Annotated in this window: 14 protein-coding genes and 2 tRNA genes; 4 read left to right on the top strand and 12 right to left on the bottom strand. The window is 67.0% G+C overall.

The window, feature by feature from the left end:
• Nucleotides 1-8 precede the first annotated feature (8 nt).
• From parC to O8I58_RS05325, 9 genes are all read right to left on the bottom strand, one after another.
• Nucleotides 9-2,255, bottom strand: coding sequence for a DNA topoisomerase IV subunit A (gene parC / locus O8I58_RS05365; protein WP_298321305.1), 2,247 nt, complete (start codon nucleotides 2,253-2,255; stop codon nucleotides 9-11).
• Nucleotides 2,256-2,456: 201 nt separating this feature from the next.
• Nucleotides 2,457-2,945, bottom strand: coding sequence for a GlcG/HbpS family heme-binding protein (locus tag O8I58_RS05360; RefSeq protein WP_298321303.1), 489 nt, complete (start codon nucleotides 2,943-2,945; stop codon nucleotides 2,457-2,459).
• A 43-nt stretch (nucleotides 2,946-2,988) separates the two neighbouring features.
• The gene (locus O8I58_RS05355; protein WP_298321301.1) at nucleotides 2,989-4,317 is read right to left on the bottom strand and encodes a cytochrome c; all 1,329 of its coding nucleotides are present in this window, start codon (nucleotides 4,315-4,317) and stop codon (nucleotides 2,989-2,991) included.
• A 44-nt stretch (nucleotides 4,318-4,361) separates the two neighbouring features.
• Nucleotides 4,362-5,987, bottom strand: a complete 1,626-nt coding sequence (locus tag O8I58_RS05350; RefSeq protein WP_298321299.1) for a GMC family oxidoreductase — start codon at nucleotides 5,985-5,987, stop codon at nucleotides 4,362-4,364.
• Nucleotides 5,980-6,543 carry a sugar dehydrogenase complex small subunit gene (locus O8I58_RS05345; protein ID WP_298321297.1) on the bottom strand — a complete coding sequence of 188 codons (564 nt, stop codon included), beginning with the start codon at nucleotides 6,541-6,543 and terminating at the stop codon, nucleotides 5,980-5,982. Before O8I58_RS05345 ends, O8I58_RS05350 begins: the two co-directional genes overlap by 8 nt.
• Nucleotides 6,544-7,004: 461 nt before the next feature.
• On the bottom strand, nucleotides 7,005-7,928 hold the full coding sequence (locus O8I58_RS05340; RefSeq protein ID WP_298321294.1) for a LysR family transcriptional regulator: 924 nt from the start codon (nucleotides 7,926-7,928) through the stop codon (nucleotides 7,005-7,007).
• A gap of 74 nt (nucleotides 7,929-8,002) precedes the next feature.
• Nucleotides 8,003-9,832 (bottom strand): SLC13 family permease, encoded by a 1,830-nt coding sequence (locus O8I58_RS05335; protein ID WP_298321292.1) that lies wholly within the window; start codon nucleotides 9,830-9,832, stop codon nucleotides 8,003-8,005.
• A gap of 208 nt (nucleotides 9,833-10,040) precedes the next feature.
• Nucleotides 10,041-10,128 (bottom strand) — tRNA-Leu (locus O8I58_RS05330).
• A gap of 229 nt (nucleotides 10,129-10,357) precedes the next feature.
• Nucleotides 10,358-10,444, bottom strand: a tRNA-Leu gene (locus O8I58_RS05325).
• A gap of 90 nt (nucleotides 10,445-10,534) precedes the next feature.
• On the opposite strand from O8I58_RS05325, the gene rnr reads away from it, so the two are divergent.
• From rnr to O8I58_RS05310, 3 genes are all read left to right on the top strand, one after another.
• Nucleotides 10,535-13,105, top strand: a complete 2,571-nt coding sequence (gene rnr / locus O8I58_RS05320; RefSeq protein WP_298321290.1) for a ribonuclease R — start codon at nucleotides 10,535-10,537, stop codon at nucleotides 13,103-13,105.
• A gap of 78 nt (nucleotides 13,106-13,183) precedes the next feature.
• Nucleotides 13,184-13,933, top strand: a complete 750-nt coding sequence (gene rlmB / locus O8I58_RS05315) for a 23S rRNA (guanosine(2251)-2'-O)-methyltransferase RlmB (protein ID WP_298321288.1) — start codon at nucleotides 13,184-13,186, stop codon at nucleotides 13,931-13,933.
• Between the two features lie 21 nt (nucleotides 13,934-13,954).
• Nucleotides 13,955-16,978 (top strand): ligand-binding sensor domain-containing diguanylate cyclase, encoded by a 3,024-nt coding sequence (locus O8I58_RS05310; RefSeq protein ID WP_298321286.1) that lies wholly within the window; start codon nucleotides 13,955-13,957, stop codon nucleotides 16,976-16,978.
• A gap of 44 nt (nucleotides 16,979-17,022) precedes the next feature.
• Here the strand turns inward: O8I58_RS05310 and O8I58_RS05305 are convergent, their stop codons facing one another.
• Nucleotides 17,023-17,565, bottom strand: a complete 543-nt coding sequence (locus O8I58_RS05305) for a type II toxin-antitoxin system RelB family anti-toxin (RefSeq protein ID WP_298321284.1) — start codon at nucleotides 17,563-17,565, stop codon at nucleotides 17,023-17,025.
• A 101-nt stretch (nucleotides 17,566-17,666) separates the two neighbouring features.
• On the opposite strand from O8I58_RS05305, the gene rhtA reads away from it, so the two are divergent.
• Nucleotides 17,667-18,554 (top strand): threonine/homoserine exporter RhtA, encoded by an 888-nt coding sequence (rhtA, locus tag O8I58_RS05300; RefSeq protein ID WP_298321282.1) that lies wholly within the window; start codon nucleotides 17,667-17,669, stop codon nucleotides 18,552-18,554.
• 9 nt (nucleotides 18,555-18,563) lie between these two features.
• On the opposite strand, the gene rnt is transcribed toward rhtA, so the two are convergent.
• Together rnt and phoU are read right to left on the bottom strand one after the other, a co-directional pair.
• Entirely contained in the window at nucleotides 18,564-19,220 is a 657-nt protein-coding gene (gene rnt / locus O8I58_RS05295; protein ID WP_298321280.1) for a ribonuclease T, read from the bottom strand.
• Nucleotides 19,221-19,526: 306 nt separating this feature from the next.
• Nucleotides 19,527-20,237, bottom strand: a complete 711-nt coding sequence (gene phoU, locus O8I58_RS05290) for a phosphate signaling complex protein PhoU (RefSeq protein WP_298321278.1) — start codon at nucleotides 20,235-20,237, stop codon at nucleotides 19,527-19,529.
• Nucleotides 20,238-20,429 lie beyond the last annotated feature (192 nt).

Raw genomic sequence — 20,429 nt, 5'->3', positions numbered from 1 at the left:
CCCGCGCCTTAAATGACATCGAGCCCGTCGACCTTCTGCCACCCGCGCGGCAACAGCATCCCACGCGTGGCGCGCGTGCCGGTGTAGACATCCAGGTCCTTGAACGACAGGGTCATGGTGCGTGCGCCGCTGTGGATCTGCAGCGTGCCGCCGGGGGCAATGGCGACGATGGCCACCACGTGCTCGGTCGCCAGCTTGGCCTTGGGGATGTCGATGATCTTGTTCCCCTTGCCCTTGTCCAGTTCCGGCAGGTCGCTGGCGGCGATGGCCAGCAGGTTGCCGGAGCTGGTCACTGCCACGATGCGGTCGCTGCTGGTATTGGCCACCAGTGCGGGCTGCAGCACCCTGGCATTGGGCGTGAGGTTGAGCATTGCCTTGCCGGCCTTGTTGCGGCTGGTCAGGTTTTCGAAGCGGGTCACGAAGCCGTAGCCGTGGCTGGAGGCCAGCACGAAGCGGGTGTCGTTCTCGCCCGAGGCCAGTGCCTGGAACGCCGCGCCGCCGGCTGGCGAGAACCGCCCGGTCAACGGCTCGCCGTTGCCACGCGCCGAGGGCAGCGTATGCACCGCGGTGGAATAGCTGCGCCCGGTTGAATCGAAGAACGCGACCTGGTGGTTGCTGCGCGCGCGCACCGCGGCCAGCAGGCTGTCGCCGTCGCGGTAGCCCAGCTTGGCGGTGTCGATATCGTTGCCCTTGGCCGCGCGTACCCAGCCTTTTTCCGAGACCACCACGGTCATCGGCTCGCTGGCGACCAGTTCGGTTTCGTCCAGCGCCTGCGCGGCGTGGCGGGCGACCAGCGGCGAGCGACGCTCGTCGCCGAACTTCTTGGCGTCGGCCAGCAGTTCGTCCTTGACCAGCTTGCGCAGCTTGGTGGCCGAACCCAGGATGGCGATCAGGCTTTCGCGTTCCTTGGCCAGCGCGTCCTGCTCGCCGCGGATCTTCATTTCTTCCAGGCGGGCCAGCTGGCGCAGGCGGGTTTCCAGGATGTAGTCGGTCTGTTCCTCGCTCAGTGCGAAACGTGCGATCAGCGCGGGCTTGGGCTCGTCCTCGGTGCGGATGATGCGGATCACTTCATCCAGGTTGAGGAACGCGGTCAGCAGGCCGTCCAACAGGTGCAGGCGACGCTCGACCTTCTCCAGGCGATGGGTCAGTCGACGGGTCACCGTGCTGTAGCGGAAGCCCAGCCATTCGCTCAGGAAGCTGCGCAGGTTCTTGACCTGCGGGCGGCCGTCCAGGCCGATGATGTTCATGTTGACCCGGTAGCTCTTTTCCAGGTCGGTGGTGGCGAACAGGTGGCCCATCAGCTGGTCGGCATCGACCCGGTTGGAGCGCGGGATCAGCACCACGCGCACCGGGTTCTGGTGGTCCGATTCGTCGCGGATATCTTCCAGCCAGGGCAGTTTCTTGGCGCGCATCTGTGCGGCGATCTGCTCGATCACCTTGGACGGCGAGACCTGGTAGGGCAGCGCGGTCACCACGATGTTGGTGTTTTCCTTCTGGAAGGTCGCCCGTGCGCGCACGCTGCCGTGGCCGGTTTCGTACATCGTGCGCAGGTCGGCCTGAGAGGTGATGATCTCGGCGCTGGTCGGATAGTCCGGGCCGCGCACGTGTTCGCACAGGTCGGCGACGGTGGCTTCCGGGTCGTCGATCAGGCGGATCAGCGCACTGACGATTTCGTTGAGGTTGTGCGGCGGCACGTCGGTGGCCATGCCCACGGCAATCCCGGTGGTGCCGTTGAGCAGCAGGTGCGGCAGGCGCGCCGGCAGCCAGGTCGGCTCTTCCAGGGTACCGTCGAAGTTGGGCGACCAGTCGGTGGTGCCCTGGGTCAGCTCGCCCAGCAGCACTTCGGCGATCGGGGTGAGCTTGGATTCGGTGTAGCGCATGGCCGCGAACGACTTGGGGTCGTCCGGCGAGCCGAAATTGCCCTGGCCTTCGATCAGCGGATAGCGGTACGAAAACGGCTGGGCCATCAGCACCAGCGCTTCGTAGCAGGCACTGTCGCCGTGCGGGTGGAACTTGCCGATCACGTCACCGACGGTGCGTGCGGACTTCTTCGGTTTGGACGCGGCGCTGAGTCCAAGCTCGCTCATCGAATAGATGATCCGGCGCTGCACCGGCTTGAGCCCGTCGCCGATGAAGGGCAGGGCACGGTCCAGGACCACATACATCGAGTAGTCCAGGTAGGCGCGCTCGGCGTACTCGCGCAGCGGGATCTGCTCGAAGCCGTGGAAGGTGGGGCGGATCGTCTCGTCGGTCATGCGGGCACTGCGGTCGTGTGAACCCGCTGATTTTAGCCGCCCGGCCGTCGCAGCGCCCGCGACTGGCATGAATTGGCTGCTTCAGCGGGCGATCCGCCAGCCCCGGAAACGCCGAAGGCAGGCGTTTGCGGCGCCTGCCTTCGGATAATTCCTGGCGCCACGACGCGCGTCCGGCGCCCGTCGTGGCGGCCTGCGCGGGTTCTAGAGCTTGCCGTCCAGCGCGTGGCTGGCTTCCACGGCGATGGGATCGTCGTGCGCGCCGACGGCGGTGCTGACGCCCACAGCGCCGATCACCTGCTTGTCCACGATGATTGGCTGGCCGCCGGCCAGGGTGGTCACGCCCAGCGCCAGCAGCGCCGGGCCGCCTTCGTTGATGCGCTTTTCCATGTTGGTGCTGGCCACGCCGAACAGCGCCGAGGTCTTGCCCTTGCGTATGGCCAGTTCGGCGCTGACGGCGGTCGCGCCGTCCATCTTGTTGACCAGGATCGGGTAGCCGGCCGCGTCGACCACGGCGACCGAGCCGGTCCAGCCCTGGGCGCTGGCGTACTTGGTGGCGGTGTCGGCGATGGTCTGGGCGGCGGCCAGGGTCAGCTGCGGCTTGGCCGGCAGGGTGAGTTTCGACTCGGCGGCCGATGCGGCGGTGATGCTGGCCAGCGAGAAGGCGCCTGCCAGAAGAATACGTCCGATCATCAATGTCTCCGGGGGTTGAAAAAGTGGGGAAGCAAGGCGCGGATCAGCGCGCCTTGCGGACGTCGTCTGCGGTCAGCGTGGTCCGCGCATTGCCGAACTGCTTGAACAGGAAGTTGCCCAAGGTGGCGACCTGTGCATCGCTCAGGTCGGTGAAGCCCGGCATGAACACCTCGTGGTCGCCGACCTTGCGATGCAGGCCATGCAGGATCACCGCGGTCACGTTGCGGGTGTCGTTGTCGCCCAGCACCGTGTTGCCGATCAGGCGCGGATATTCGCCCACGCCCTTGCCGGTGACGGTATGGCAGGTGGCGCAGTTGGCGTTGAACAGTAGTTGCCCGTCCATCGCGTCGCTGCTGGCGTCGTAGCTGCGGCCCAGCGCACGCACGTGGTCGATGCCGGTGTAGGCGCTGCCGCTGGCGAAGCGCGGTTGCGCGTTGTCCTTGTTCTCGGCGGCCGGCACGGTGCGCAGGTAGGTGACCATGGCATCGATGTCGGCGTCATCGAGCTTGCTGGTGCTGTTCTCGACCACTTCGGCCATCGGGCCGCCGGCATTGGCGTTGACCTTGCCGTGGACTTCGCCGGTCTTCAGGTAGCCCGCGATGTCCGCATCGCTCCAGCCGCCGATGCCGCTGTTGACGCTGGAGGTGATGTTGTAGGCATTCCACGGGCCCAGGTCGCCGCCGGACAGCGTCGGCCCGGACAGGCCCTGGATGAAGTTGCGCGGAGTGTGGCACTCCTGGCAGTGCTCCATGGTCTGCACCAGGTAGGCGCCGCGGTTCCAGGCTTCGCTCCTGGCCGGGTCCTTTTCCTGCCGGCCGGCATGGAAATTCAGCACGTTCCAGAACGCCATCGCCCAGCGCTGGTTGAACGGGAAGCCCATCGTGTTGGCTGGCGGCGCCTGCTGGATCGGCGTGATCGTGCGCAGGTAGGCCACCAGCGCGGTCACGTCCGCATCGGACATGCCGGTGTAGGAGGTGTACGGCATCGCCGGATACAGGCGACGGCCGTCCTTGGAAATGCCGTTGCGGATTGCGCCGACGATCTCCTCATCGGTGAAGCTGCCGATGCCGTCGGTCCTGTCCTGGGTGATGTTGGTCGAATACAGCTTGCCGAACGGCGTATCGAAGGCCACGCCGCCGGCGTAGGGCTTGTCCTTGTCGGTGGTGTGGCAAGCCACGCAGTCGGCCACGCGTGCGACGTACGCGCCGCGCTGCACCAGCGTCGCCTGGTCCACGCCGACCTGCTGGGTCGGCATGTGCAGCTGTGACTGTCGGGCGATGGTGATGGCAAACGTCGTACCGACGATCACCGCCACGGCCAGCACGCCCAGCCCCAGCAGGGTACGGGTGCGCGCACGTCCCCGTGCACGCATGGGAACCGAACGCAGAGAGCGGACTTGTTTCATGGAGGGCGCGCTCATGCGGCCGCCTTGATGATGCTGTCGGCTGCCAGCAGCGACAGCGACACGCCGGTGAGGGTGGAGTTCACTGTCGAGGCGGTGGGCATCACGCCGGTGCCGCCGAAGAACAGATTCTTGTGGTCATGGGCCTGGGCCAGCTTGTTGCACACCGAGGTGTTGGGATCGCTGCCCATGCGCAGGGTGCCGGTGATGTGCTGGCTGTTGGTGTAGGTGCCGCGGTCCGAATACTTGGCCTGGGTGCCGCCGGTGGCGCGCACGGCCTGTTCGAACAGGTCGCGGCATACGTCGTAGCCCTTGTGCACGTATTCCGGGAAGCGGTAATGCACTTCCATCTTCGGGATGCCCCAGGCGTCCTTCTGGTCGCTCAGGACGATGCGGTTCTCCGGGTCGGGCAGCATTTCGAACATCGACTTGAGCAGCACGAAGCGCTCGGCATCGTGCTTGATCTTGTCGTTGAGCTCGTTGCCGTAATAGCCCTGGGTGACGTACTTCTCGGTCAGGTAACGGGTCGGGTTGTCGTTGTGCACGTCGATGCGGATTGCCGAACGCTCGCCACGGAAATCGCCGTCGCGGGTGTTGTTGATGCTGCCCGGGCACATCGGGCCACGGCCCAGGTACAGCGGCTCGTCGGCCAGATATTCAGCGGCGCTGGCCGGGTGGTCCATCAGATTGCGGCCGACCTGGTCGGTGGCGTTGGCCACGCCGTTGGGGTTACGCCCGTCCTTGGACATCAGCAGGATCTTGACCGTTTCCATCGCGTTGGCGGTCAGCAGGAAGTGCTTGCCGGTGACGCGGTGGACCTGCTTGTGCTGGTCGATGTAGTGGACCGCCTGGACCTGGTTGTCCGCGCCGGTCTCGATCTTGAACACCACCGCATTGGGCACCAGGTGCAGGCCCATTTTCTGCGCGCGGCGCACCGACATGCTGCCGTTGTATTGCGCGCCGATCGGGCAGACCGGCATGCAGTTGTTGTTGCCGCAGCAGGCCGGGCGGTTGTCGTATACCGTGCTGTTGCGCGCCTGCGGGCCGGGCACCACCTTCAGGTCCAGGCTGTCGTAGCGCTGGCGCAGGCGTTCGAAGCCGTACGAAAGCGGCAGCACGTCCATCGGATATGGCGCGCTGCGCGGCGAGCCATAGTCGCCACCGGCCAGCGGGCCGCCGCCGGACACGCCCATCTCGCGTTCGGCTTCCATGTAGAACGGTTCGAGCTCTTCGTAGCTGATCGGCCAGTCGGTGGCGATGCCGTACAGCGACTGCAGGCGCATGTCGTTGGGGATCAGACGCCAGGCCTGGCCGGCCCAATGCCAGGTGGTGCCGCCGACGCCGCGGATGTACTGCGCGGTGTAGGGCGCCGGGCCCTTCTGGATCAGGTAGCCGTTGTCATGCGGGATGAAGTTCGGATGCGGCGCCCACGGCTGCATCGGGTAGGGCGCCATGTGGTTGTTCTTGTAGGCACCGGCGCGATAGTTGGAGACCAGTTCGGCCTGGTCCAGCGGGCCGCCGGCTTCGAGCATCAGCACGCTCAGGCCCTGGGCCAGCAGCTTGACCGCAGCTGCGCCGCCCGCAGTGCCGGCACCGACGATGACCACATCGGCCGACAGGGATTTGGAGGCATCAGACATGGGCGGGGACGTCCTGCGAAACGGTGGCGGGTGCGTCGACCCAGAAGTTCGGGCTGCCGGTGCAGTAGCTGGGCGGCTGCACGATGTCGGCCATGACCTGGTTGCTGGCGCTGGTCTCGAAGCTGATGCACTGGCGATCGCCGTGACTGTCTTCGACCGTGCCCAGGTACAGCGCGGTGTTCATGCGCAGGAACAGGTCCTTGAGTGCGGCGCCACGCGTTTCCAGCGCAGCCAGGCGCGCGGCGGGGTCGGTGATGTCGGCCACCTGCGGCAGCGCCTGGGCCAGCTGCGCGGCGGCGGCGTCCAGGTCCGGCAGCACGCTGGACAGACTGTGGAATGTGCGGTTGACCAGCACCCGGTCCACGCCGATGCGGCCGGACAGGGTGTCGGCCAACGCGACGAAGGCGCTCGGTGCCGGCGCCAACGTATCGAGCGCGGCGGCGGTGGCCGGTTGTGTTGCCGCGGTCGCCGCGCCGCTGCCGCCGAGTGCCAGCAGGGTGGCGCCGGCGCCCAGTCCGGCGCCGCCGGCCAGCAGGAAATTGCGTCTGCTTACCATCGAGAGTTCCTTGTTGAAGTAGTGCCGCGACGACGCGCCTGCTGTGCGTGCAGGCAAAGACTGGCCGTCACCCCGCGCGAACGCGGAGCTGGATGAGGATCGGGATCGGAAGGAGGCGCTCAGCCCGGTGCGGGCGGCCCGGCGGCGAGCGGATGCCGAGTGCTGCGTCGTTCGATCCGCGTCACGCCGGCAGGGCGCGGGCAGCTACGCGGTGGTCGGGGCGAGCGGACGCTTGGCATCAATCGACTGGGGCGTGGTGTCCGCTTGCGCGGAACGCCTGGCTTGTTCCTGTGTGCGAGGGCGCCGCGCAGCGTCGAACTGACGGTGTTCCAGCGGCGATGTGAATTGTGGCATGCGGAAAAACAGCTGAATCGCAGGTTCGCGACGGGTTCGGAAAGACAGAATCAACAGCGCGGCAGCAATCGCCCGATTCCTGACGCGAACCTGCCAATTGCCTGTTTTCAGCCGGATTCGGGCGACAGCGACAGCGGTCCTTCGACCAGCTGCGCCTTGATGAAGGCGATACAGCTGCGGATGCGCGGAGTGTGGGCGGCGGTGCTGCTGCACACGGCCCAGATGTTGGCGTCCTGCGCGTAGTCCGGCAGCACCTGCTGCAGCTGCCCGCGCTGCAGTTCGCCCCAGATATCCCAGTCGGACATCAGCATGATGCCCAGCCCGGCCAGCGCCCAGTCGACCACCACGTCGGTGGCGTTGCAGCCCATGCCGCCGTCCAGCTTCACCACTTCGTCGCCATGCGGGCCGCTCAGGCGCCACTGGCCGAACACCTGTTCGCGGTCGCGATAGCGCAGGCAGTCGTGCTGGGCCAGTTCCTGCAAGGCCTTGGGCGTGCCGCGGCGTTGCAGGTAATCCGGCGCCGCGCACAGGATCCGGCGGCCGCGCCACAGGTGCTGGGCGACCAGGTGGTTCTCGGTCGGTGGGCCGATGCGGATGTCGATGGTGTAGCGCTCGTCCAGTTCGCGCGCGGGCTGGTCGGTGACTTCCAGCCACACGTCCACCGCCGGATGCGCCTTGCGGTAAGCCTGCACGATCGGGCCGATGCGCCGGCGCGCCAGGCGCGGGCTGGTGACGATGCTGATCCGCCCGGCCGGCGCGGTCTGCGCGTCCAGCACCGCGTCGTCCATGTGGCGCGAGGCGGCCACGATGCGCTGGGCCCAGTCCAGGATCGCTTCGCCGGCCTCGCTCAGGCGCACCTGGCGCGTGGTGCGGTCGAAGAGTTTGGCGTTGAGCTGGCGCTCCAGCGCGGCGATGCGCTTGCTGATGTAGGCCGAGGAAAACCCCAGCTCGGTCGAAGCGCCGATGAAGCTGGAATGCCGGGCGACCGAGCAGAACAGCCGCAGGTCGCCGACGTGGTAGTCGTGATTCATGGACGATGCGCGCCGCCGGCACGCAGGGCAATCGTGGGGACGCTAGTGTGGCACCGGCACTTGCCGCGATCGCATCAATTGCCCGCTCCGAACGGCAGCAGCGGGCCGCCCATCCACAGCCAGCGCGCCATCCAGGCCGTGGTCAGGGCGATCAGCATGGTCAGCGGCACGCCCACGCGCAGGAAATCGCCAAACGTGTACTGGCCTGGATTGAGGATCAGCAGGTTGCCGTGGTGGCCGATGGGCGTCAGGAACGAGGCCACCGCGCCCATCGCGATGCACATGACGAACGGCGTCGGCGGTTCGCCCAGCGCCGTGGCCATGGCCAAGGCGATCGGCGTCAGCAGCACCGTGGTGGCCGCGTCGGACAGGATCTGGGTGAGCAGTGCGGCGCTGGTGAACATCACCAGCAGCAGGGTCAACGCACTCCAGTGCTGGGCGTGTGTGCTGAGGATGCCGGCGAACCATGCCGCGGTGCCGGTCTTCTCCATCGCCAGTCCCAAGGGGATCACGCCGGCGATCATCACGAAAATACGTACGTCGATTTCCTCGTAGGCACGTTCCACGCCGACGCAGCGGGTGACCACCATCGCCACCGCGCCGGTCAGGAACGCGATCTGCGGGCTCAGCCAGCCGGTCGCGGCAGCGACCACCGCGCCAACCATGATCGCCAGGGCCAGCGGCGCACGCTGGCGGGTGCGCTTCTGTGCCTCGAACGGCATCAGCATCAGGAAGCCATGGTGTTGTGCCAGCTTGCCGAAGGTCTGTTGCCGGCCCCACAGCACCAGCAGGTCGCCTTCCTCCAGCACCAGCTCGGACAGCTCGCCGTGCAGCCAGCCCTGCTTGCGCCACAGGCCGACCACCACCACGCCCAGCGTATGCAGGAAATCGATGCTGGCCACGCTGCGGCCGACGAATTCGGAGTTGGGCGCGACCACCGCCTGGACCAGCTGTTCCTCGCCCAGCAGGTCGGTCTTGCGGTCTTCCGCGTCCCTGGGCTGCTCGCCGTACTTGACCACCGCGTGCAGTGACAGGCCTGGCTCGTCCTTGATCGAGGCGATCTCGTCAGGCGAGGCGCGCACCAGTAGCACGTCGCCGCGCTGCAGTGGACTGTCCACGTGCTGGTTGCGGCGGCGCATGCCGTAGCGCAGCCAGTCCACCACCTGCAGGCGTTGGTCGAAATGCGTGCGGAACGCGCCGTGGGTCCTGCCGATCCACGGCGAGTCCTCGTCCACCACCAGTTCGGTGTAGTAGCGCTCCAGGCGCATGAAGCTTTCGCTGCTGGCTTCGCCCGAACGCTTGGGCACCAGCCAACGGCCCAGCAGCATGTAGGCCGTGCCGATCAGCACCAGCGCCGCGCCGATGGGCGTGATGGCGAAGAGGCCCAGGCCTTCCTGGCCCGAACGCTTGAGCAGGTCGTTGGCCAGCAGGAATGCCGGTGCGCTGATCAGGGTCAGCGTGGTGCCCAGCGAGGCGGCCAGCGACATCGGCATGAGCAGGCGCGAGGCGGCCAGTTTCTGCTCGCGCGCCAGCCGCATCAGGATCGGCAGCATCATCGCCGTCACCATCAGGTGGTGCGAGAACGCCGCCAGCGTCGCGGTTGCCGGCATCACCACCGCGATCGTGCGCCATTCGCTGCCGCCGGCTGCCTTGCCGATGGCATGGCCGATCCGGTCGGTGATGCCGGTGGCCGTCAGTCCCGAAGACAGTACGAACACTGCCGCCACGATGATCGCCGGTTCGCTGGAAAAGCCGGACAGCACTTCGCGTGGATTGAGGATGCCGGTGAGCGCCAGGGCCAGCATCGCCAGTATCGCCACCAGGTCCACGCGCAGCTTCTCGCTGACGAACAGGACCAGGGTGACGGCCAGGATGGCCAGGAACAGGATCTGTTGGGGTTCCAAGTGCGGACACCTGAGAAGGACAGCGGCGGCCCTTATCGCACAGGGCCACGCGAACACCGCGTCGGTGATGGTGGGGAGGCGAGCATCCGGCAACAAAAACTGCCTGGAGCAAGTTTCTGACGTCGCGCAGCGATGGCCCGCGGGAGTTCCCGCCGAGGATGGCAAAAACAAAAAACCCCGCTTGTGGCGGGGTTTTTTATCTGAGTCATGGTGCCCGGGAGAGGACTCGAACCTCCACGGAGTTGCCCCCGCTAGCACCTGAAGCTAGTGCGTCTACCAATTCCGCCAACCCGGGCGACTCAGGGGGCGCATTCTGCGGATGTGACGGCAGGGTGTCAAATGTTTTTTGAAACTTTTTCGCGCGATGCGCATCGCACTGCAGATCGAGGTGCGCTGGTACGGCGATGTCGTCGCTGCCTGCGTGGATCTGCCACCCATTCAAGTCGTGTGGAAGGTGCGGTGGTCATGCGGGATGGTCGGATCGCAGGCAAAAAAAGACCCGCTTGCGCGGGTTTTTTTTCGACTTGGTGCCCAGAAGAGGACTCGAACCTCCACGAAGTTGCCCCCGCTAGCACCTGAAGCTAGTGCGTCTACCAATTCCGCCATCTGGGCAAGGCGGCGCGTATGTTGCAGTGCGATCCAGGGAAAGTCAACGCGAAGTTTGCGCGAAGGTGGAAACCCGGTCCGGGTGTAACATGAGGCATGACAAAAAAGACTGGAACTGGCGGGCCCAAACCCCCATCGGACAAGGCCCCGGCCTCGAAAAAGGCTTCGCAGGGCGCAGGTGGCAAGAAGGGTGCCGGCAAGTCCAAGTTGCCACCATGGATGCCCGAGTCGATGGCGGCGCCGTCGAAGGGCCCGGGCAAGGGCGCTAAACCTGCCGCCGATGGTGGTGCACGTCGCAGAGGACCACGCCCCGGCAATGACAACAGCGGTGGCCCGCGTCCGTTCGAACGTCGCGGTCGCGGCGCGCCGCGCGTGGTGGTGCCAGCACAGGGCGTCGGCCAGGCCGGCTTCACCGATCCGCACGCCGCGCGCGAGGCCGAGCGCTATGCGCAGCCCATCGCCAGCCGCGAGGTGATCCTGGGCGCGCTGTCGGCCAGCGATGGTCCGCTGACCGCCGAGGAAGTGGCTGGCAAGCTGGATCTCACCGCACCCGATCGTTTCGAAGCGCTGGGCAAGCGCCTCAACGCGATGGTCCGCGATGGCCAGTTGCTGCTCAACCGCCGTGGCGGTTACGCACCGGCCGAGCAGATGGATCTTGTGGCTGGCGTGGTGATCGCCAATCCGGAAGGATTCGGCTTCCTGCGTGCCGAGGCCGGTGGCGACGACCTGTTCCTGCCGCCGTTCGAAATGCGCAAGGTCATGCACGGCGACCGCGTGCTGGCCAGCATCACTGGTGTCGACCGGCGTGGCCGCAGCGAAGGCGCCATCGTCGAGGTGCTGGAGCGCCGCGTGAACCGCCTGATCGGTCGTTTTGCGATGGAGTCCGGCGTCAGCTTCGTGGTGCCCGACGACAAGCGCATGCAGCGCAACATCATGGTGCCGCCCGATGCGCGCGGCGATGCGCGCGACGGCCAGCTGGTGGTGCTGGAACTGACCCATGCACCGGACGGTCGCCGCGATCCAATCGGCAAGATCATTGCCGTGCTGGGCGACAAGCTGACCCCGTCGCTGGTGGTGGAAACCGCCATCCACGGCCACGAGCTGCCGTACGAATTCCCGCCGGAGGTGCTGGCCGAAGCCACTGCCGTGCCACTGACGGTCGAGCCGTCGATGATCGGCGGCCGCGTGGACCTGCGCGACCTGCCGCTGGTCACCATCGACGGCGCCGACTCCAAGGATTTCGACGACGCGGTCTACTGCGAGTCCAACCGCAAGGGCCTGCGCATCAGCAACCGCTCGGGCTATCGCCTGGTGGTGGCCATCGCCGACGTGTCCCACTACGTGCGTCCCGGCACGCCGCTGGATGACGAAGCGCAGAAGCGTGCGACCTCGGTGTACTTCCCCGGGTTCGTGGTGCCGATGCTGCCGGAGACGATCTCCAACGGCATCTGTTCGCTGAATCCGAAGGTCGACCGCATGTGCTTCGTCTGCGACATGCAGGTGGACAAGAACGGTGAGATCGGCACGGCCAAGTTCTACGAGGCAGTGATGCGTTCGCACGCGCGCCTGACCTACGACCAGGTCTGGAAGGCCGTGGGCGAGGACGACGCGCAGGCGCAGGCCGAGATCGGCCCGGACGTGCTGCCGCACGTCAAGCGCCTGCACGAGCTGTACGGCCTGCTGTCCAAGGCAAGAGAGAAGCGCGGCGCGATCGAGTTCGAGACCAGCGAAGTGCGCTTCGTCCTGGACAACCGTGGCGAAGTCACCCAGGCCGGCATGCAGGTGCGCAACGATGCGCACAAGCTGATCGAGGAATGCATGATCGCGGCCAACGTGCAGGCTGCGCGCTACCTGCTGGAGAAGGGCATCCCGGCGCCGTACCGCGTGCATGAGCGGCCACCGGAGTCCAAGTACGCCGACCTGCTGGAATTCCTGAAGGAATTCAAGCTGTCGATGCCGGCCTGGAGCAAGGTCGAGCCGCGCGATTTCACTGCGCTGCTGAAGAGGATCCGCCAGCGTCCCGATGTGGCGCTGCTGGAATCGGTGCTGCTGCGCAGCCAGAGCCTGGCGGTGTACACGCCGGACAACGCGGGTCACTTCGGCCTGGCGTTGGATGCGTACGCGCACTTCACCTCGCCGATCCGCCGCTATCCCGACCTGCTGGTGCACCGCGCGATCAAGTACGCGCTCACCGGCGGCAAGGCCGAGAAGTTCCAGTACTCGCCGCGCCAGATGGCCGCGCTGTCGCTGCAGTGTTCCGAACGTGCGCGCCGTGCCGACGAGGCCGAGCGCGAGGTTGACGAGCGTTACCGCGCTGCGTGGATGGAGCAGCACGTCGGTGGCATCTTCGAGGGCGTGATCAGCGGCGTGACCAGCTTCGGTCTGTTCGTGGAATTGAACCAGTCCAAGGTCAATGGCCTGGTCCACGTCACCCAGCTGCCGCACGACTATTACCACTTCGACCCGATCCGCAAGACGCTGTCAGGCGAACGCCGTGGCACCGAATTCCGGCTGGGCGATGCGGCTACCGTGCAGGTGATGAAGGCCAGCATGGAAGAACGCAAGATCGACTTCCGCCTGGTCGAGAAGCGTGGCGAGGACGGTGCCGAAGCTGGCGAGGATGCGCCGCGCGCGTTCCCGGCCAAGCGCCCGAAGAAGAAATACTGAGATCCACCCGATGCAGGATGGCGGCGACCGAGGTCGCCGTCGTCCTTTCCGCAAAGCCCCTTACTTTTTGAAGACGCAATGAGCAGCAAGCAGAATTCCTGGATCGTCGGTGTCAACGCGGTGGCCTCGTCCATCGAGAACGACGCCGACAACGTGCGTGAAGTCCTGATCGACGGCAGCAGCAAGAACGCGCGCCTGACCGAGATCGAGGAGAACGCACGCCGCAAGGGCATCGAGGTGCGCAAGGTCAACACCCAGGCGCTGGACGGCGTGGGTGGGCAGGTGCGCCACCAGGGCGTGGCCGCGCGCTATGCCGCCGCGAAAACCTGGGACGAAGCCGAGTTGCCCGGCCTGATCGAGGCCGCGCAAGGTCGCGCGCTGGTGCTGGTGCTGGATGGCGTGCAGGACCCGCACAACCTGGGTGCCTGCCTGCGTAGTGCCGCCGCCGCCGGCGTGACCGCGGTGGTGATCCCCAAGGACAAGTCGGTCGGCCTGAATGCCACCGTGCGCAAGACGTCCGCCGGTGCGGCTGATCGCCTGCCGGTGGTCGCGGTCACCAACCTGGCCCGCGCGCTGCGCGAGATCCAGAAGCTTGGCGTGTGGATCTACGGCCTGGCCGGCGAAGCCGAAGCCTCGCTGTATTCGATCGACCTGAAGGGCAACGTCGCGCTGGTCCTGGGTGGCGAAGGCGACGGCATGCGCCGCTTGACCCGCGAGCACTGCGACGGCCTGGTCAAGATCCCGATGCCGGGCGATATCGAAAGCCTCAACGTCTCGGTCGCCACCGGCGTGACCCTGTTCGAGGCGGTCCGCCAGCGCGGGCTGTAGTCCGCGCCAGGGGAAAGCAGGATGCGGGTCGGGGGACGCACGCACGAACCACAGCGCGAGCTGCAGCGGATGACGCCGCTGCGGGCCTGCGCCTGCCTGTTGTTGATATGCGCGTTCTGGCTGCCTGGCGTGCTGCACGCATCCACCCTGGCGCCATCGCCGCCGCTGCGCGATGACGCCATCGACCTGTGGACCTCGCGCGACGGCCTGCCGCACAACTCGATCCGCGACATCGCCCAGACCGCCGATGGCTACCTGTGGTTTGCCACCTGGGAAGGGCTGGTCCGCTACAACGGACTGGAGTTCACCACCTTTGATCGCAGCACCCGGCCGGCATTGGCCGACAACGGCATCGGTGCGCTGTATGTCGATCCGAAGGGCGCGCTGTGGTTGAGCGATTCGCGCGGCAACGTCAGCCGTTATGGACCCGACGGCAAGTTCAGGATCTGGCAGCGCCCGGCCGATGCGCCCGAGGTGCTGCTGTCGGCGATGACCATGGATCACCAGGGGCGCCTGTGGATGCTGTTCGAAGGGCGCGGGCTGGCGTACCTGACCCCGGACGGACGCTACGTCTATGAAGCGCCAACGGCCGATTCGCCGCTGCGCACGGCCTACGCGCACATGCTGGTCGATGCACAGGGCCGCGTCTGGGTGGGCAGCGAACAGGGCCTGGTCGTGCGCGAGGTGGATGGCAGGACGCATGTGGTGTCCGGAGCCTACGGATTGCCGCCGGGGCTGGCCTGGCCCTATCAGGCCCCGGACGGCGCGCTGTGGGTGGTGGCGCGGGATTGCCTCTATCGCCTGCAGGACGGCAAGCTGGTCATGCAGCACCGGCTGCCCGATGCCGGGCGCCTGACCGCGCTGCTGCAGGACCGGCATGGCGAACTGTGGATCGGCACCGAGAGCGTCGGCGTGCTGCACATCGGCCGGCATGGCATCGAGACCCTGTCATCGGCCCTGCCATTGCCGCGTGGCCGCATCACCAGCTTCAAGGAAGATGCCGAGGGCAGCATCTGGGTCGGCGCCAATGGTGGCCTGTTCCGCCTGCGCGAAACGCTGTTCACCAACACCACGGCGCGCGACGGATTGAGTTCGGACTACGTGCGCGCGGTCCTGCAGGATGTCCATGGCGACCTGTGGGTCGGCAACTCCACCGGCGTGGACCGCATCGCGGCCGGTCGCAGCATTACCCATCTCGATCTGCCCACCGACACCGGCAAGCCGCCTTCGGCCTTGAGCCTGGCCCAGCAACGCGATGGCACGCTGTGGGTGGGCACGGCCAACGATGGCCTGTATCGCGTGGCGACCGATGGCCGGGTCCAGCGCTACGGTCCGCAGCAGGGGCTGGCGGCCGGCACGGTGCGTGGCATCAGCATCGGTGCGGATGACGTGGTCTGGCTTGCGACCCAGCGTGGCCTGGCATCGGTGCAGGGCGACCGGGTGGTGGCGCCGCCCGTGCCTGCGCTGCCGGTGGCGCTGACGACAGCGGTGTACAGCGAACCCGGCGCGGTCTGGGTGGGCACGCTGGAAGGCGCGCTGGTGTTGCGCGGGGACAAGGTCGAATCGATTCCACTGGAGCAGCTGGGCGGTGGCCGCAGTGTGTTCGGGTTCACCCGCATCGGCGATGCAATGTGGATCAGCAGTGATCGCGGCCTGTACCGCTACCGCGCCGGCAAGCTGGCGCGCGTGGGCCTGGAGCAGGGCGTGCCGGTGGATGCGGTGTTCCAGCTGCTCCCGGACCATGCAGGCCATCTGTGGATCACCAGCAACCGCGGCGTGCTGCGCACTGACTGGCAGAGCCTGGAGCGCGTGGCCAATGGCGTGCAGCCACGCGTGGTGATGACCAACTACAACGAGATGGACGGCATGGCCAACTCGCAGGCCAACGGCAGCTCGGGTCCCACGGCGGTCGTGCGCGACGACGGCACGCTATGGGTGGCCACCGCCGGTGGCGTGTCCACGGTCGATCCCAGGCGGCTGCAGTGGTTTCGCGAGCGTCCCGCGCCACCGGTGGTGATCGACGAGGTCGAACAGGACGGCGTGCCGCTGCCATGGCGCAACCGCGCATCGCTGTCGCTTGAGGGCGGTCATCGCCTAAGCGTGAGCTACGTCGGCCTGAGCTACCTGCTGCCGGAGCGCACCGAATACCGCACCCGCCTGGAAGGGCTGGCGGCCGATTGGGTCAAGCGCGGTCGCCAGCGCAGCGTGGAGTTCGTCGGCCTGCCGCCGGGCGACTACACCCTGCACGTATCTGCTGCGCATCCCGATGGCGCGTGGAGCGATCGCGAGGCCGTGCTGCGCTTCACCATCGAACCGTTCCCGTGGCAGCGCCGCAGCGTGCAGGTGGCGGCGCTGCTGGTGATTGGGCTGTTGCTGTTCGGGCTGTACCGCTATCGCATCCATCGTTACCGGGCCAGCACCGGACGCCTGACGCGGCTGGTGGACGAACGCACCCGCGACCTGCAGGTGCAGGCGCAACAGCTGCGCGATGCAGACAGGGAAAAGACCGGCCTGCTGCACCAGTTGCGGCTGCAGTCCGAAGCCTTCGAGCGCCAGGCGCGTGAAGACGTGCTGACCGGCCTGCCGAACCGCCGCGCGCTGGACGAACGCCTGGCGCAGGAGATCGCCCGGGCCCGGCGCAGCGGCTTGCCGCTGTGCATCGCAATGCTGGACGTGGACCATTTCAAGAAGGTCAACGACCAGCACTCGCACGGCATCGGCGATGCGGTGTTGAAGCAGGTCGGTGCGCTGCTGGTGGGCCACGCGCGCGATGCCGACATGGCGGCACGCAGCGGTGGCGAGGAGTTCTGCCTGGTGTTTACCGACACCGCGCTGGAACAGGCGATGCAGGCCTGCATGCGCTTGCGCGAGCTGTTCCATGCGCAGTCTGGCTGGGGCAACATCGCCGTGCTGCAGATCACCTTCAGCGCGGGCCTGGTGCAGCTGGAAGATGCCGATGTGTCACCGGCCTCGCTCTACCAGCGCGCCGACCGCCTGCTGTATCGCGCCAAGCGCAACGGTCGCGACCGGATCGAACACGACTGACCCGCATCGGCGCAGCAACGCGCGGTATCGACGATCGACTGCGGTCAGTACACCACGTTGCGGACCAGGCGCAGCGGGATGTCGCCGGCGTTGTGGTAGCTGTAGTCGCCTGTGTCGCTGGGGAAGACCAGGTGCTCGCCGGCGTCGAGGTGCTGTTCGTTTCCGTTCTGCTCCAGGGTGAGCCGGCCCTCGATCACGTACAGCAGCTCGCACCAGCCCGCAGGGTCGGCACCGGAGCGGTAGCGCTCGCCCGGCATCAGCGTCCATTGCCACAGCTCCACCTGGTGCACCGCCGGCACGCTGGACAACAGCATGCCGCGCGAGCGTGGGTCGCTTCCGCGCCAGGCCAGCGCATCCACGCGCGGCTGGCCGGCGATGTCTTCGGCCTTGAGCAGGTCGGCAAACTGCACGCCCAGCGCTTCGGCCAGCCGGTCCAGCGTATTGAGGCTGACGTTGGCGTCGCCCGATTCGATCGCGACCAGCATCCGGCGGCTGACCTGCGAGGTTTCGGCCAGGGCCTGCTGGCTCAGTCCGGCCAGCTGGCGCAGGCGGCGCAGGTTGCCGGCGACGTGTTCCAGCACGCTCATGCAGTTTGATGCCGGTTGCGCATGATTTTGCACTTCGCTTTGGCGGGGTGTTGCGCAATATAATGCGCAATCACGTCTCCATCCAGTCATCAGGTTCCGCCGTGTCCGCGCCTTCATCGTTCCGTACATCTTCCATCCTGTATCCGGTGGCGCTGCTGCTGGTGTCGATGCTCTCGATCCAGGCCGGCGCCAGTCTGGCCAAGAGCCTGTTCCCGGCGATCGGCGCGACCGGTGCGACCGCGCTGCGGCTCGGATTCGGCACGGTGCTGCTGTGGGTCGTGTTCCGGCCGTGGAAGATGGACTGGCGCGCGCTGCCCTGGCCGATGCTGCTGGGCTACGGGCTCTCGCTGGGGACGATGAACACCTTGTTCTACATCGCGCTGCAGACCGTGCCGCTGGGCCTGGCGGTGGCGCTGGAATTCACCGGGCCGCTGGCGGTGGCGGTGCTGGGTTCGCGCCGTCCGCGTGACCTGGTGTGGGCGGGGTTGGCGATTGCCGGGCTGTTGCTGCTGGTGCCGTGGCCGGGTTCGCAGGCGGCGCTCGATCCGGTCGGCATGGCCTGCGCATTGGGCGCGGGCGTGTGCTGGGCGCTGTACATCCTGTTCGGGCAGAAGGCCGGTGCCGAACACGGCGCGCAGACGGTCGCGCTCGGCTCGACGATTGCCTGCGTGGTGGCGGTGCCGTGGGGCGTGGCCCATGCCGGCATGGCGCTGTTCACGCCGGCCTTGCTGCCGGCCGCGCTGGGCGTGGCGGTGCTGTCGATGGCATTGCCGTATTCGCTGGAAATGATGGCGCTGACCCGGCTGCCGGCGCGCACCTTCGGCATGCTCATGAGCCTGGAGCCGGCGCTGGGTGCGCTGTGCGGGATGTTGCTGCTGCACGAGCAGCTGCGTCCGCTGCAGTGGCTGGCGATCGTGGCAGTGATCGCCGCTTCTGCCGGCGCCACGCTGGGGGCCAGGGCGCCGGTGACGGCGCCTGTGCCCGACTGACGCCGGGTATCAGCCGCCCGCGGCGCGCGGGCGCGGCCACTGGTTGGCGATGTTGCAGAACAGGCGCGCGGTCTGCTCGACGTCGTAGACGGCCGAGTGCGCTTCTTCCGAATTCCATTCCATGCCGGCGGCCTGTACCGCACGCGCCAGCACGGTCTGGCCATAGGCCATGCCGCCCATGGTCACCGTGTCGAACACGCTGAAGGGATGGAAGGGATTGCGCTTGTGTTCGGTGCGCGCGACCGCGGCATTGAGGAAGTTCAGGTCGAAATGCGCGTTGTGGCCGACCAGGATCGCGCGCTGGCAGCCGTGCTTTTTCACGGCCGCGCGGACCGGCGCGAACACATGGTCCAGCGCTTCCTTTTCAGGCTTGGCCAGGCGGAACGGGTGGTCAAGCACGATCCCTGTCACCTCCAGCGACTTGGGATCGATCTCCAGGCCGGGCGCCGGTTCCAGGTGCGCGCACGAGGTGTCACCCAGGATGAAGCGTCCCTGGTCATCCAGGTCGATCGGCACCGCGGCGATTTCCAGCAGTGCGTGGCGGTTCCAGTCGAAGCCACCGGTTTCCACGTCCACCACCACGGGCAGGAAGCCACGGAAGCGGCGGGCCATGGGCGAAACGGAAGTCGGTGCGGCGGGCGAGGGAGGCACAGGGGTGTCTTGCATGGATGAAAGCCTAGCAGACCGGGTCAGGCCTTCGGTTTCCTGCCTGCAGGCGGTCGCCCATGAAAAAACGGCAGGACAGCCGTTTTTCACGGCGAAGCCGCCTTAAGGGTGACGAACAGGGATACGCGCCATGAAAAAACAGCAGGACAGCCGTTTTTCACGGCGAAGCCGCCCCAAGGGTGGCGCACAGGGATGTGCGCCATGAAAAAGGCGCGCCCCCGAAGGACGCGCCCGTTGTTGCAGTGAGCTCCACGCTGGCCTGGTGGCCATCGCGTTCAATCTTGCGAAACCCGCCCGTGTGGCGGCTCAGAGCGCGCCGGTGAACGCGGTCTGGTCGCGCTTGTCGCGCGGCGGCAGCGGCTTGTCACCCTGCACCAGGAACCAGACGTTTTCGGCGATGTTGGTGGCGTGGTCGCCGATGCGTTCCAGGTTCTTGGCCATGAACAGCAGGTGCGTGCACGGAGTGATGTTGCGCGCGTCTTCCATCATGTAGGTCAGCAGTTCGCGGAACAGCGCGGTGTACAGCGCGTCCAGCTCGGCATCGCGTTCGCGCACCTGCACGGCCAGCTCGGCATCGTTGTCGCGGTAGGCGGCCAGGGCATCGCGCACCAGCTGCGCGGCCAGCTGGCCCAGGGCGCGCAGGCCGGTCGCATGTGGCACCGGCGGCAGGGCGTTGAGCGCCATCGAACGCTTGGCCACGTTGGCGGCGTAGTCGCCGATCCGCTCGATGTCGGTGGGAATGCGCAGGGCGGCCAGGATTTCGCGCAGGTCGCGCGCCATCGGGCCACGCAGGGCCAGCTGCATCACGTCGTGGCTGACCTGCGACTCAAGCGCGTCGATGGCTTCATCATTGGCGATGATGCGCTGGGCGGCGCGGTCGTCGCGGCGCTCGACCACGTCCAGCGCCGCTTCCAGCTGGGCCACGGCGATCTCGCCCATGTGCAGGATCTCGCCGGCCAGCCGGCGCTGCTCTTCGTCATAGCTCTTGACGATATGTTCGTGCGGGAGGTTGTTCATGGGTTTGGAGAGTCCTGGAAAGCGTGGAGTGCGCCGGGTCTTGAGCTGTCGTGTGCAACTGGCCACGCGGCAATGCCGAGTCGGCGTGTGTGCTGCTGTGCTGCTGCCATCCGTGGCGGGACATCCTGTCTTGGTTCAACACCGGCCCGGTCATCCATGGCCGGGCGTTCGCGATCGCAGCCGATGCCGGTA

It is taken from the genome of Pseudoxanthomonas sp., assembly GCF_027498035.1.
In the GTDB taxonomy this organism is placed as follows: Bacteria; Pseudomonadota; Gammaproteobacteria; order Xanthomonadales; family Xanthomonadaceae; genus Pseudoxanthomonas_A.
This window is presented reverse-complemented; position numbering and strand designations above follow the sequence as displayed.